The sequence below is a fragment of the Streptomyces sp. TAA204 genome, from assembly GCF_000424965.1.
On record NZ_AUKW01000005.1, the window covers coordinates 300,504 to 314,390 of the forward strand.

The window sequence follows — 13,887 nt, forward strand, 5'->3', positions numbered from 1 at the left end:
CAGGACGGCGCACGCGGGGGAAGCACAGCGCGACAAGGGGGGCGCGAGGATGACGGCCGAGCTGGTACGGGGGCAGAACCACCCGTTGCCCGGAGCCCGACTGGAGATCCGGGTGTCGGCGGCGAAGCCTGTCATCGCCGGGGTGACTCTCAACGACGAGCACGGCCGTATGCGCGAGGCAGGGTGGATGGCCCATCCCGCCGAGCCGCATCTGCCCGGGGTCGAGGTCTCCCGGCAGGCGGCGGCCGAGCACCGGCTCGCGGTCGATCTCGACGCCCTGCCCGTGGACGTGCACCGGGTCAATGTACTTCTCGCGCTGCCCACGGGGGTCGGCGGGCCGGCGGACTTCGGTGCGCTGGAGGCCCCCTCCGTCGCCGTCACGCGGCTCGGCGGTGAGGCAATCGCCAGTTACCGCGCGAGCGGACTCGACGCGGAGTCGGCCGTCGTCGCCGTGGAGCTGTACCGCAGAGGCGGCGTCTGGAAGGTCCGTGCGGTCGGACAGGGGTACGCGGGAGGGCTCGCGGCGATGCTCGCCGACCAGGGGCTGCCCCGCGCCCGGGAGTCGGCGGCGCGGATCAACGAGGCTGTCGCTGCGGGCATGGCCCGTTCGGTGGCGGCGCCGCCGCCCCGGACGGACGAGGACCGGGCGCGCCGGGGCGCCACGGTCGGCGGCGCGCAGGGCGTCGCGGGCGCTTCGGGCGGAGTTCCGACGGCGGGTGCGGGCACCGCCGAACGCGGCTCACCCGGCACGGGCCCCGGCTCGGCGGACTCCTCCCGCGCCGCACCGGCCGCCGGGCCGCAGCCGTCGCCGACCGGCTCCGCGGCCTCCGGCGCCAGCCGCATCAGCTACCGGCACCCCGGCCGCCCTGCCACGTCCCGCACTGCAGGCCCGGCGGCCGAGCCGACCCCGGCCGTGGCGGCAGCGTCCTCCTCCGGCTCCTCCTCCGGCTCCGGCTCTGGCTCCGGCGCGTCCGCGGACGAGGGCGCGTACGCCCCGGTCGCCGGCGACGCCAACGGCTGGAGCATGGACGAGCGGCTCTACAACCAGACCTGGGACATGTTCGAGGACCTGGCCCGTACGGTCGCGGCCTACCGCTCCGCCGTCGACTTCGCCGAATCGCGCATGGAACGGGAGCTGGAGGAGGTCCTCTCCGATCCGCGCACCCGCCTGGGCACCGCCGCCGAGGCGGCCCGCGGCGAGGCACGCTCCAGACACGCCGAACTCGTCGGTCAGGCCCGTGCCGTGCTCGACCGCGACCTGGGACAGCTCAAGGCGGAGGCCGAGGTCGTCGAGCCGGCACTGCCGCCTGCCTACGCCCGCTGGGACAACCCCGTCTGGCACGCCTACTCGGCGCCGATGGAGACGCCCATGGCGATGCGTCTGGGTGATCTGAGCCTGCCCGAGAGCATCGGCCTGCGGATTCCGATGCTGGTTCGGCTGCCGCTGGAGCGCGGCCTGTGGATCGACAGCGGCCGCGGCGGTTCGGCCGGTTCGGCCGCCGTGAGCTCCGAGGAGATGCGCCGTCTCGCCGCCGAGGCGGCGACAGCGGTCGCCGCCCGGCTGGCGGCGGTCCACCCCGTGGGGGACTTCACGCTCAACGTCATCGATCCGGCCGGTTCCGCGACCGCCGCCCTCGCGCCGCTGACGGAGACCGGCGTGCTGACGGAGCCTCCCGCCGCCGGTGCCGCGGGCGTGAGCAGGCTGCTGGAGAAGCTCACCCAGCGCGTCGACCTGGTGCAGATGGCCGTACGCAGCGGTGCCGCGGACGCGCTGCCTCCCGGTCTCGACACGGCCGGACAGCTGCTGGTCGTCCACGACTTCCCGCACGGCTTCGACGACCGTGCCGTCACGCAGTTGCGCTATCTCGCCGACGAGGGCCCTTCGGTCGGCGTCAGCCTGCTGATGGTGGCGGACCGCGAGGACGCCAGCGCCTACGGGCCGGTGCTCAGCCCGCTGTGGCGTGCCCTGCTGCGCATCACGCCGGTGCCGGACGACCATCTGGCCGACCCCTGGGTCGGCCATCACTGGACGTACGAACCTCTGTCGGTGCCCGCCGGAAGCCGCGTGCTCACACAGGTGCTGCGGCAGGTCGCGCTGGCTCGGCGCAGTCATGGCACCGGCGCCTGAGCCGGACGCGGCCGCCTCGCGGCGGGGCCGCTGACCAGGCTCTCTTTGCGTTTCCTTGGTGTTGCTTTACTGTCCTTTGTGCGGAGGGGAGTATTCCCGGAACCTTGCGGCGTGCCCGTCAGTACGGACCGGCTGTGACCGGACCCGGGGCGTCGGCCCGGCAGTGCGCTGAGCGCGCCGGGTGGAAGAGACCTCCGGCCGAAGCGAGCTCGCGAGCCGGAGGATGCGTTCATGGATGTATCTCTGAATGTCTGGGCGCTGACCATCGTCGGTCTTTGCGCCCTGATCGCCGTCGATTTCTTCGTCGGCGGCCGCAAGCCGCATGAGGTCTCCCTCAAGGAGGCCGGGGCGTGGACCACCGTGTGGATAGTCCTCGCGGCGCTCTTCGGGGTCGGGCTCCTGCTCTTCGGGAACGCGCAGGCATCCGGGGAGTTCTTCGCCGGCTTCGTCACGGAGAAGTCCCTCAGCGTCGACAACCTCTTCGTCTTCGTCCTGATCATGGCGAAGTTCTCCGTGCCGACGATCTACCAGCAGCGGGTGCTGATGGTGGGCGTCCTGATCGCGCTGGTGCTCCGGGCGGTCTTCATCGCCGCGGGTGCGGCGATCATCTCGACCTTCTCCTGGGTCTTCTTCATCTTCGGCGCGTTCCTCATCTGGACTGCCTGGAAGCTGATCAAGGAAGCGCGTGAGGAGCACGAGGAGGAGGCGTACGAGGAGAACCGCTTCCTGAAGATGATCGAGCGCAAGGTCCCCTCCACCGACCAGTACCACGGCACGAAGCTGTTCATCGTCGAGAACGGCAAGCGGCTGATGACGCCGATGCTGATCGTGATGCTGGCCATCGGCTCGACGGACGTCCTCTTCGCTCTCGACTCCATCCCCGCCATCTTCGGTCTGACCCAGGACCCGTACATCGTCTTCACCGCCAACGCGTTCGCGCTGATGGGCCTGCGGCAGCTGTATTTCCTCATCGGCGGCCTGCTGAAGAAGCTGGTGCATCTCTCCTACGGCCTGTCCGTCATCCTCGGTTTCATCGGCGTCAAGCTGGTGCTGCACGCGCTGCACGAGCAGGGCGTACACGTACCGGAGATCACCATTCCGGTCTCGCTGGGTGTCATCGGCACCGTCCTCCTCGTCACCACCGCCACGAGCCTCTACGCCTCCCGCAAGGCCGAGAGCGACGGACAGGGCCCTGGTGGCAAGGACGGCCCGGGCGGCGGCAAGCAGGATGCCGATGTCTGAGCGGTGCCCCATGTCCCGGGGGAGGAGAGAGGCGCCGGTGCGCCGGGCCCGCGAGGCCCTGCGCACCGGCGCCCCGCCGTCACCGGGTGAGCGTCACGCGTGTGAGGGCGCGCTCACCGCTCACCTCCACCGCGAGGGTGACGGTGCCCGGCCGCCGTGCGGTGAGAGTCTGCGTCCGCGGATCGTAGGTGGCGGCGCAAGGCTTCCCCTTCCGGTCCGCGGCGTCCCGGTGGCCGGGCCCCCGGCTGTCCTTGACACACAGGCCCCCGCTGCCGGACCAGTCGGCGCTGACCGGCCAGGCGACCGGCACCTTCCGCGCCGCTTCCCCTTCTCCCTGCGTGACCGTGGCCGACGCCCGGGCAGAGGTGCCCACCCGCATCCCGCCCGGAGCCTCCAGCGTGAGGGCGTCGACATGTGGCCTGGTCTGGACGGCGATCCACTCCCTGCCTGTGTTGCCGTGCGCCTGGCGCCGCGGGGCGTCCTGGTCGACACCGAGCAGCGACCACCCGGTGAAGCCGCCCCGGCCGGGCGGCGCGGCGGGTGACTTGCCGGAGTTGCCGTTGACGAGGTACGGCACGCCGTCGACACGGGAGGCGTCGAAGACCCCCGCGTGAGCCCCGACGAAGGCCGCTCCCTTGCCCGTACGGGCGCGGAATCCGCTGAGCCACTTCTCCAGCAGGTCGGCCTCCATCCGGTCCGTCAGCCTGCTCGCCTGCTGTCCGGTCGGGTCGCGGGGCGGTACGTGCTGCACGACGGCCACCGAGGTCACCGCCGCGTCCTTCGCCGCCGCGTCCAACTGCTGCCGCAGCTCCCGCAGTTGTGCCCAGCCGCCGCCGCGGATCGTCAGGGACGAGGTGTCCAGGGTGATGAACCGGGTGCCTTTGTGGTCGAACGTACGCTGCGCCGGGCCGAATTCACCGGTGAACTCCTCGATGCTGCCTCCCATCACCTCGTGGTTGCCGGGCACGTAGTACCAGTCGACGGCGTCACCCAGCTCCTCCTCCAGCACACGGCGGGCGAAGGCCAGGTCCTCCTTCGTCCCCTCGTCGACCAGGTCGCCGCCCACGATGACGAAGTCGGGTTCGGCGGCCCGGATTTCGCGCAGGGTCCGGCGTGCCTGCCGTACGACCTCGCTGTCGGGGGACCGTGCCACGAACTGCGCGTCCGAGATCACGGCGAAGCGCCAGTCGCGGCCTGCGACGTCCGCGGCGGTCGTGATCAGCGGGTCCGGGTGACGGGCTGTGGAGGGCAGGTCCACGTCGGGAGGCGTACGGGCCACCAGTTCGTCCATCACCACTTCGCCCGTGTACTGCTCGGACGGGCGGGTCTCGGCGAGATAGAAGCGGTGCAGCCGCAGCGGATAGGCGGCGCTTTCCGGGACGTCGAAGGTGAGCTGCTGCCAGCCCTCCCCGGTCAGGTGTTCACCGCGCAGCACGTGGTCGGTGCCGGCGGTGTCCTTCAGCTGCAGCGAGGGCCACGCGCCGTTGCCGTCGCTTCTGATCCACATGGTGAAGCTCTGCGGCTGACCCGGGACCGGCACCTCCCGGGGAGGGGCCGCATAGGCGGCGCGGGTGGCGGCCGAGCGGCTGAAGTCGTAGGTCATCCTCAGGCCCGTACCGTCCCGGCCCTCCGGTTCCGCCGCCAGTGAGCCCTCGGCGCGTGCGGCGCTGAACTGCCAGTCCGCGGCGTCCTCGAAATCGGCGACGTTCTGGTCGTGCAGACCCACAGTGACGGCGAGCCGGGCGGTGCGGCCCTGGACCGTGACGGTGACGACGCCCGAGGCCGATTCCTGCCCCTCGCGTGCCCTGACGGTGAAGCCGCCGCGCTTCGCGTCGGGTGAGACGGTGAAGAGTGAACGGTCGTAGTCCAGGCGGGCGTCGGCCGGGTCCACCGGCGCGCTGGTGCCCTGCGCGTCGAACCCGATGACGCCGAACGAGCCCTCGGCGTCGCCGTCGGCAAGTCCGACACGCTCGGCCGTGGGCCGGATGCGGTCCAGTCCGCCGATGACCGTGAGTTCGGCCGAGCCGCGGGCGTGCCCCTGACGGGCGGTGACCTTCGTCGTTCCGGCGGCGCGGGCGTGGAAGACACCGGCGCTGTCGACCCTGCCGTGGTCGGGCCGTGCGGCGGACCAGTGCGGACTGCCTGCGGCCGGTCCGTAGGTCTCGTCGTACCCGGCGGCCGTCAACTTCCGTGTCAGGCCGGGGAAGACCCGTTCCGGGTGACCCACGGGCATGGTGTCGGCGGTGGGGGCGGAGCCGGGGTCGGCGGCCGTCTCGACCCAGAAGCCGCGCAGCTCTCCGCTGCCCTCCGGCGCGGTCAGGGCGAGCCCGTTGGGCACGTCACGCTCTTCGCCGTCGGAGGGCGCGTTCTCCAACTGCGGTTCACGGGCGCCCGGTTCGCGTGCGAGCAGTGTGGAGGAGCCGCCGCCGTCCAGGTTCAGGGCGTTGTGCGCCCCCAAGTCCTCCATCATCAGAGCGAGTTCGGTGAGGGTGACGCCTCCGGAGGCAGCCTGCCGGCCGTCCACCGTCAGTACGTGCATACGTGAGCCGTCCTTGGAGAAGCCGACCGCCGTGCGGGGTGCCGCCGCGTTGTTCGGCCTGCCCTCCCAGTCCTGGGGCCTGCCGTCGGCGACCAGAACCCCACGGCCCCCCACCGCCGTACGGGGCAGCGGACTGCCGTCGTCAGTACGGAGGTCGTACCGCAGCGAGACGGGCTCGCCCCGCTCCAGCTCCTCAAGAGCCTTCGCCCCGGCGTCCCGGCCGACGAGGACGGTGGTGCCCTTCGCTATCGGGCCCGTACCGGGCTCGCCGGCCTCGGCAGAGACACGCCCGTTCCGCACTCGCACCTCGGCCGAGTCGGGGTCGTGGTCCGTGGTCAGGGCACGGTCGGCCTCGCCCCACCGGGAGTTGTAGGCGCCGATGCCTCCCTCGGGGACGTCGGCGGCGTTGTACGCGGCCAGCGGCTCCTTCCCGCCGGGGAGGGTGAGGCTGCCCTCGAAGTAGAGGTCGAGTATGCGGCCGGCCGCTCCGGGCCCGATGCCGAGCGCCTCGCTGTTGCCGGGGGCGGGGGAGTGGGTGACGCGGCCGTTGCGTATTCCGGGGCCGAGGGGCGCGCCGGTCTCGTCGATGTCGAAGAAGTCGGCGTTGAGCGCGGCGACGGTACGCCGCCCCTTGCCCGGGTCGTGCTTCTCGACGTGCTCGGTCACCGTCCCGCGCGTGGAGACTCCGCCGGAGGAGAGGTACTCGGCGCGGGTGCCGTTCCCGCCGCCGCCGAGTTCGACGCTGAGGGCGTCGGCCCGCAGCCACTTGTCGGACTCCAGCCGCTGGAAGGAGGTGAGCCGGGCGCCGGGCGCGACCGGGCGGCTGGTGCGCGAGAGCTCCATGCCGTCGCCGTCCGCGACCCCGTAGGGGGCGGCGGGGGGAGCTTGCCGTGCGTCATGGACAGCTGCGGGGAGAGGGCCGGGTTTCGTGGGCGCGGCGGCAGCGGGTGCCGGTGCCTGACAGACCGTCAGGACAGAGAAGAAGGCCACCGCTGGGAGCAGTGACCTGGCCAGGACTCTTCGGCGTACATGAACTCGTATCACAACATCCCCTACAAACACGGGAGTTTCATGCGCTATCTGCGCACACCGTGGCGAAGCGTCCCAGCGGGGACCGGTCTGCACCAGATGTCCCGGGGAAAGTCGACGAAGAACAATGTCCGTCAACTCCCGTGTCGCACAGTTCAGTTGAAGATGCGGAAGCGCCCGCGGGGGAGCCGTGTGCCGGAGCCCGAGCCCGAGCCCGAGCCCGAGCCGGAGCCGGAGGCCCGGACCGGGGCGGGCGCGGGGCACGCACGGGAAGGGCGCCGCACGTCGGTGCGGCGCCCTTCCTGCCCTCGTGCAGCCTGCTCGGCTACTTCCCCGCGCGCTTCGCCTTCGCCCTCGGCTTCGCCTTGGGCGCCTGCCCAGGCGTGCGCTTTGCGGCTGCCGGCCCCGACGCGGCCTTCCCTGCCGGCCTGCGCACCGGTGAGGCGTCGCTCACCCGGTCACCCAGGACGTCCCGCAGGAACTTGCCCGTGTGGCTGGCCGGGACGGCCGCGACCTGCTCCGGCGATCCCTCGGCCACGACCAGACCACCGCCGTAACCGCCCTCGGGCCCCATGTCCACCACCCAGTCCGCGGTCTTGATGACATCGAGGTTGTGCTCGATGACGATGACGGTGTTGCCCTTGTCGACCAGACCGTCCAGCACCCCGATCAGCTTGCGGATGTCCTCGAAGTGCAGCCCGGTCGTGGGCTCGTCCAGCACGTAGACCGTGCGGCCCGTCGAGCGCTTCTGCAGTTCGCTGGCCAGCTTCACCCGCTGCGCCTCGCCGCCCGAGAGCGTCGGGGCGGGCTGCCCGAGCCGTACGTAGCCCAGCCCCACGTCGTTCAGCGTCCGCAGGTGCCGGGCGATGCCGGGGACGGCCTCGAAGAAGTCCAGCGCCTGCTCGATCGGCATGTCGAGCACCTCGGAGATGCTCTTGCCCTTGTAGTGGACCTCCAGCGTCTCCCGGTTGTAGCGCGCGCCGTGACAGACCTCGCACGGTACGAACACGTCCGGCAGGAAGTTCATCTCGATCTTGATGGTGCCGTCGCCCGAGCAGTTCTCGCACCGGCCGCCCTTGACGTTGAAGGAGAAGCGCCCGGGCTGGTACCCCCGCACCTTCGCTTCCGTCGTCTCGGCGAAGAGCCTGCGCACATGGTCGAAGACCCCGGTGTACGTCGCCGGGTTGGAGCGCGGCGTACGGCCGATCGGCGACTGGTCCACGTGCACGACCTTGTCCACCAGGTCGTCGCCGTCCACCCGGGTGTGCCGTCCCGGCACCGACTTCGCGCCGTTCAGCTCACGCGCGAGATGGGTGTAGAGGATGTCGTTGACGAGGGTCGACTTGCCCGAACCGGACACGCCCGTCACCGCCGTGAGCACGCCCAGCGGGAAGGAGACGTCGATGTCCTGGAGGTTGTTCTCACGCGCCCCGCGCACCGTCAGCTGCCGCGCGGGGTCGGCCGGCCTGCGCTGCCCGGGGAGCGGGATGTTCTTCCTGCCCGCCAGATAGTCCCCGGTGACCGAAGCGGCGTTCTCCAGCAGCTCCTTCATCGGACCGCTGTGCACGACCTTGCCGCCGTGCTCGCCCGCCCCCGGGCCGATGTCCACGACCCAGTCGGACGCCTTGATCGTGTCCTCGTCGTGCTCGACGACGATCAGCGTGTTGCCCAGGTCGCGCAGGCGTACGAGGGTCTCGATCAGGCGGTGGTTGTCGCGCTGATGCAGTCCGATGGAGGGCTCGTCCAGCACGTAGAGCACACCCACCAGGCCCGAGCCGATCTGCGTGGCCAGCCGGATGCGCTGTGCCTCACCGCCCGAGAGGGTGCCGGCGGCGCGGTTGAGCGAGAGGTAGTCCAGGCCGACGTCGACGAGGAAGCGCAGCCGTTCGTTGACTTCCTTGAGCACCCGCTCGGCGATCGTCCTGTCCCGGTCGCTCAGCGTCAGCTCCCGCAGGAAGTCCGCGCATTCGCTGATCGACATCGCGGAGATCTCCGCGATGGACTTCCCATGCATCGTCACGGCGAGCACGATCGGCTTCAGCCGTGTGCCCTCACAGGTGGGGCAGGGCACCTCGCGCATGTAGCCCTCGAAGCGCTCCCGGCTGCTGTCGGTCTCCGCCTCCTGATGCCTGCGCTTGACGAAGGGGACGACGCCCTCGAAGGCGGTGGTGTAGGCGCGCTCCCGCCCGTACCGGTTGCGGTAGCGCACCTCGATCTGCGTCCTGTGCCCGTACAGCAGCGCCTTCCTGGCGCGCTGCGGCAGTCCGGCCCAGGGGATGTCCGTACGGAATCCGAGGGCGTCCGCCAGCGCGCCGGTCAGGCGGCCGAAGTAGTCGCGCGTGTGGCCGTGCGACCAGGGGTGCAGCGCGCCCTCGTCCAGCGACTTGTCCTCGTCGGGGACGATCAGCTCGGGGTCGACCTCCATGCGGGTGCCGATGCCGGTGCAGTCCGGGCAGGCGCCGAAGGGGGAGTTGAAGGAGAAGGTACGCGGCTCCAGCTCCTCGAAGGAGAGGTCGTCGTAGGGGCAGTAGAGGTGTTCGGAGAACATCCGCTCGCGCTGCGGGTCGTCCTCGTCCAGGTCGACGAAGTCCAGGATGACCATGCCGCCGGAGAGCCCGAGGGCGGTCTCCACGGAGTCCGTCAGCCGCCGCTTCGCGCTGTCCTTGACGGTGAGGCGGTCGACGACGACCTCGATCGTGTGCTTCTCCTGCTTCTTCAGCTTCGGCGGCTCGGAGAGCTGGATGGTCTGCCCGTCCACGCGTGCCCGGCTGTAGCCCTTGGTCTGGAGCTCGTGGAAGAGGTCGACGAACTCGCCCTTGCGCTCGCGCGCCAGTGGTGAGAGCACCTGGAAGCGGCTGCCGGGCTCCAGGCCGAGCACCCGGTCCACGATGGCCTGCGGCGACTGGCGGGCGATGGGGCGCCCGCACTCGGGGCAGTGAGGCTTGCCGATACGGGCGAACAGCAGCCGCAGGTAGTCGTAGACCTCGGTGATGGTGCCGACGGTCGAACGGGGGTTGCGCGAGGTCGACTTCTGGTCGATGGAGACCGCGGGGGACAGTCCCTCGATGAAGTCGACGTCGGGCTTGTCCATCTGACCGAGGAACTGCCGGGCGTAGGCGGAGAGCGACTCCACGTAGCGGCGCTGACCCTCCGCGAAGATGGTGTCGAAGGCGAGCGACGACTTTCCCGACCCCGAGAGGCCGGTGAAGACGATGAGCGAGTCGCGCGGAAGATCGACCGAGACATTCCGGAGATTGTGCTCGCGAGCGCCACGGACGAGAAGACGGTCAGAGGCCACGCCGGTTGGCACCTTTCGTGTGAGAAGCGGGGTGGCCCGTTTTGCGCCGGAGCCCCCCGCACCAAGAGTAGAGGCGGCGCCGTCCGAGTGTGTCCCGGAACGGACCGGTGCCGCTCCCCGACCCTATAGCACGTGCATTCGATTATGGCCCCGCGGTGCGCTCTTCCACCCGAAGGAGTGGCGGACTAGCTTGGGGATCATGACGCAGTCCGCGAACCCCGCCGAATCCGCCCCCGACCCGGTCGCCGACGCCGACGCCGTGAGAGAGGCCACCGGCCGCCTCCTGGCCGCCGTCGCCCAGCTCGACGACGCCACCGCCGCCAAGCCCTCCCTGCTGCCGGGCTGGACGCGCGGGCACGTCCTCGCCCACCTCGCGCGCAACGCCGACGCCCTCATCGACGTCCTCGCCGCACGCCCCATGTACGCCAGCGCCGAGGCACGGGACGCCGACATCGAGCGGGACGCCCACCGCAGCGCGTCCGCACACCTCGACGACGTCCGCGAGAGCGCGGCACGCCTCGACGGTGCCTTCGCCTCCCGGTCCGCGGGTGACTGGGAGCGCACCGTGGAGCTGCGTAACGGCGTGACCGACCGGGCGTATTCCCTGCCCTTCCGGCGCTGGATCGAGGTGGAGCTGCACCACGTCGACCTCGGCGTCGGCTACGGAATGGACGACCTGCCCGGCGCCTTCGTCGAGCGCGAGCTGGCCAACATGGCCGAGCGCTTCTCCGGCCACCCCGGCGTCCCCGCCTCCGTCGAACTGCGCACGGAGGACGGCGTCAGCTGGCACACGGGCGCCCCCGGGAACACCGCCACCGGCACTTTCGTCGTCGCCGGGAGCCCCACCGCCCTGGTCGGCTGGCTCACCGGCCGCAGCTCCGGCAGCGGCCTGTCCTCCAAGGACCCGCTGCCCGTCCTGCCCTCGCTGTAGCGTGTGCCGTGTGCCGTGTGGCATCACCGCGAGCCCGCAGCGATGCCACACGTACGGTCTGGCCCTCGACCGCCGGGCAGGGCCTAGGGTGGCGCCATGGCTTACACCGGAGAGGTGCAGGTCGGGGGACCTGCGGACGTACACGAACTGACCGACCTGATGATCTCCAAGGTCGCTGTCGGCCCCATGAACAACAACGCCTACCTGCTGCGCTGCCGCAGAACGGGAGAGCAGCTGCTGATCGACGCCGCCAACGAGCCGGAGACGCTGCTGGAGCTGATCGGCGCCGACGGGATCACCTCCGTCGTCACCACGCACCAGCACGGTGACCACTGGCAGGCACTGGCCCCCGTCGTGGAGGCGACCCGTGCACGCACGTACGCGGGCCGCTTCGACGCCGAGGGCATTCCCGTCGGCACGGACGTGAAGGTGGAGGACGGCGACACCATCCGCGTCGGCGAGAGCGAACTGACCGCCCGCCACCTCGTCGGCCACACACCCGGCTCGATCGCCCTCGTCTACGACGACCCGCACGGACACCCGCATCTCTTCACGGGTGACTGCCTCTTCCCCGGCGGCGTCGGCAACACCCATGACGATCCGGAGAAGTTCGCGAGTCTGATCCACGACGTGGAGGTCAAGCTCTTCGCCCAACTGCCCGACGAGACCTGGGTCTACCCCGGCCACGGAGGGGACACGACGCTGGGCGCCGAGCGCCCGAACCTGGCGGAGTGGCGCGAGCGCGGCTGGTGAGGACGGACTCCTTCGTGCTGTGAGGGACCTGGCCGGTCGCCGCTCATGACGCACCGTGTTCGGAGCGCGTCCGGTGCGGCGGCCGGACCGCCCTCCGGGTTCGGTGGCTCAGTCGCTGCGTCGGCCGCGGACGTCTGACCGGTCGCGCGTTCTGCGCGGCCCTGGCCCCGTCCGCAGAGCGTCGAGCTGTGCTGCCGCACGCTCCGACCACGCCTCGTGCCGAAGGCATGACTCAGCGAGAAACCGCCGTCAGCTCCGCCCAGACCGTCTTGCCGATGGGGCTCCGGGGTTCGGAGCCCCATCGCTCGGCGAGGAGGTCGACCAGGAACAGCCCCCGGCCGGACTCCGCTTCGAGGTCCACCAGTGCCGGATGGGCGGGTGGTCGGACCGGGCTGGCGTCGGCCACCTCGATGCGGAGCAGTCCCGCAGGGAGGTCGTAGGAGAGGGCGAGCGTGAACTCCCGTCCCGGGACGCGCCCATGACACACCGCGTTGGCAGCCAGTTCGCCGACGAGGAGCGCAACCGTGCACGAGGTGTCCGACCCCGGCGGCTGCCCCCACTGCTCCAGCCGGTTCACCGCGAGGCGCCGCGCGAGCTGAGCGCCCCGCGGTGAGGACGTGAACCGCATGGTGAACGAGTGCGGTTCTGAGCCCGGGTGAGCGGCAGTGTCCGCCGACTCGCCGGGGCCGTCTTCGGGCAGTGGGGTGGCCTGGAGCACGGTGTCTTCCGTCCGGTTGCATCGTCACGTACGCGATGCCGCCATGTGCGCGGATCGCTACTTTCCGTGCTCAAGGATCGTCCCGGGGACGTACCGTGGGAAGAAGGTCAAGGCTTAACCTTCCGGCTGTAAGGAGTCGAAGTCGTCCCATGGCCAAGGAAATCGACCCCTCGTCGTCGATGGCCGCGCTCTTCGGCAGCCGGGTACGGAGACTGCGCAACGCAGCGGGCCTCACCCAGGCCGAACTCGGCCGGCGGACACACGTGGTCTCCACCCGCATCACGCAGGTGGAGAGATCGTCGGGCGCCAGGCCGACCCGGGAACTCGCGCGGGCGCTGGATGAAGTGCTGGCGGCGGACGGGTTGTTGGTCGACCTGTGGCCCTACGTCTACCGGGAGGCCTTCCCCGACTGGTCACAGCGCTTCATGGAGTACTCGGCGAGAGCGGTCAGCATTCATGAGTACGCGGCTCATGTGGTGCCCGGCCTCCTGCAGACGGAGGACTACGCACGGGAGGTACTGAGTGTCCACCCGGAGCACGAGGACGAGAACAAACTGGAAGAACGCCTTGCCGCTCGTATGGAGCGGCAGAAGCAGATCGCTGCTGACGATGGACCCGAACTCTGGGTCGTGCTCGACGAGGCGGTCCTGAGGCGTTCTGTGGGAGGTCACGCCGTGATGCGGGGCCAGTTGAGGCGGCTGCTGGACGCCGTGAGCAAGGGTCGGGCCACCGCGCAGGTGCTGCGCTTCGAGCAGGGCGCACACGGTTCGATGGGCGGTTCCCTCACGATGCTCACCCTGGCCGACGCCACGCAGATCGCCTACAAGGAGGGCTCCGAGTACGGGTATCTGCTGGAGGAAAACGAGGACGTCCGGCGGCACGCTCTCCTCTACGATCGGCTCCGGGCAGCGGCCCTGCCCCCGGACATGTCCGTCGACATGATCCGGTCCGTCTTGGAGGGGAAGCACCGTGAATCGAGTATCCCGTCCCGCGCTGCGCGGCGCCGCGTGGCGCAAGAGCAGCTACAGCAATCAAGCCGGCGGCAACTGCGTGGAGGTGGCCGACGGGTTCCCCGGCGTGGTCCCCGTCCGTGACAGCAAGGTCCCCGGGGGGCCCGCGCTGCTGGTGCCGGCCGCGTCCTGGTCGGCGTTCGTGAGCGGTCTCGAAGCCGCCCGCTGAGGCGTGCCCGTGGGGGAGGCCGTCCCGGCCTCTCCCCGCACGTCGGAGGAGTCTTGCTGTCACCGTGCGC

At 70.8% G+C, this 13,887-nt stretch carries 9 protein-coding genes; 6 read left to right on the forward strand and 3 right to left on the reverse strand.

Features of this window, described 5'->3' with window-relative positions; all coding sequences use genetic code 11:
- Positions 1-49 precede the first annotated feature (49 nt).
- Positions 50-2,128, forward strand: coding sequence for a TerD family protein (locus tag H343_RS0112140; protein WP_028431367.1), 2,079 nt, complete (start codon positions 50-52; stop codon positions 2,126-2,128).
- Between the two features lie 231 nt (positions 2,129-2,359).
- Complete coding sequence (locus H343_RS30265; protein ID WP_051265044.1) at positions 2,360-3,370, forward strand: TerC family protein; 1,011 nt, start codon at positions 2,360-2,362, stop codon at positions 3,368-3,370.
- A 79-nt stretch (positions 3,371-3,449) separates the two neighbouring features.
- Here the strand turns inward: H343_RS30265 and H343_RS0112150 are convergent, their stop codons facing one another.
- Positions 3,450-6,752 (reverse strand): phosphodiester glycosidase family protein, encoded by a 3,303-nt coding sequence (locus H343_RS0112150; protein WP_051265046.1) that lies wholly within the window; start codon positions 6,750-6,752, stop codon positions 3,450-3,452.
- A 511-nt stretch (positions 6,753-7,263) separates the two neighbouring features.
- Entirely contained in the window at positions 7,264-10,236 is a 2,973-nt protein-coding gene (uvrA, locus tag H343_RS0112155; protein WP_037903469.1) for an excinuclease ABC subunit UvrA, read from the reverse strand.
- A gap of 199 nt (positions 10,237-10,435) precedes the next feature.
- Between uvrA and H343_RS0112160 the strand changes: the two genes are divergently transcribed.
- Complete coding sequence (locus H343_RS0112160; RefSeq protein WP_051265048.1) at positions 10,436-11,167, forward strand: maleylpyruvate isomerase family mycothiol-dependent enzyme; 732 nt, start codon at positions 10,436-10,438, stop codon at positions 11,165-11,167.
- 96 nt (positions 11,168-11,263) lie between these two features.
- Entirely contained in the window at positions 11,264-11,920 is a 657-nt protein-coding gene (locus H343_RS0112165; RefSeq protein WP_028431371.1) for an MBL fold metallo-hydrolase, read from the forward strand.
- Positions 11,921-12,152: 232 nt separating this feature from the next.
- Here H343_RS0112165 and H343_RS30270 read toward each other — a convergent pair whose 3' ends face one another.
- On the reverse strand, positions 12,153-12,548 hold the full coding sequence (locus H343_RS30270; RefSeq protein ID WP_037903569.1) for an ATP-binding protein: 396 nt from the start codon (positions 12,546-12,548) through the stop codon (positions 12,153-12,155).
- A 269-nt stretch (positions 12,549-12,817) separates the two neighbouring features.
- Between H343_RS30270 and H343_RS0112175 the strand changes: the two genes are divergently transcribed.
- Together H343_RS0112175 and H343_RS35900 are read left to right on the forward strand one after the other, a co-directional pair.
- Complete coding sequence (locus H343_RS0112175; protein ID WP_028431372.1) at positions 12,818-13,732, forward strand: Scr1 family TA system antitoxin-like transcriptional regulator; 915 nt, start codon at positions 12,818-12,820, stop codon at positions 13,730-13,732.
- On the forward strand, positions 13,695-13,817 hold the full coding sequence (locus tag H343_RS35900) for a DUF397 domain-containing protein (RefSeq protein ID WP_486586881.1): 123 nt from the start codon (positions 13,695-13,697) through the stop codon (positions 13,815-13,817). The genes H343_RS0112175 and H343_RS35900 overlap by 38 nt, the downstream gene beginning before the upstream one ends.
- Positions 13,818-13,887 lie beyond the last annotated feature (70 nt).

What these genes read in the sequence shown, in the direction of transcription:
- H343_RS30270 (WP_037903569.1), bottom strand. Translation starts at nt 12,548, where the DNA reads ATGCGGTTCACGTCCTCACCGCGGGGCGCTCAGCTCGCGCGGCGCCTC.
- H343_RS0112175 (WP_028431372.1), top strand. Translation starts at nt 12,818, where the DNA reads ATGGCCGCGCTCTTCGGCAGCCGGGTACGGAGACTGCGCAACGCAGCG.
- H343_RS0112140 (WP_028431367.1), top strand. Translation starts at nt 50, where the DNA reads ATGACGGCCGAGCTGGTACGGGGGCAGAACCACCCGTTGCCCGGAGCC.
- H343_RS30265 (WP_051265044.1), top strand. Translation starts at nt 2,360, where the DNA reads ATGGATGTATCTCTGAATGTCTGGGCGCTGACCATCGTCGGTCTTTGC.
- H343_RS0112165 (WP_028431371.1), top strand. Translation starts at nt 11,264, where the DNA reads ATGGCTTACACCGGAGAGGTGCAGGTCGGGGGACCTGCGGACGTACAC.
- H343_RS0112150 (WP_051265046.1), bottom strand. Translation starts at nt 6,752, where the DNA reads ATGGAGCTCTCGCGCACCAGCCGCCCGGTCGCGCCCGGCGCCCGGCTC.
- H343_RS0112160 (WP_051265048.1), top strand. Translation starts at nt 10,436, where the DNA reads ATGACGCAGTCCGCGAACCCCGCCGAATCCGCCCCCGACCCGGTCGCC.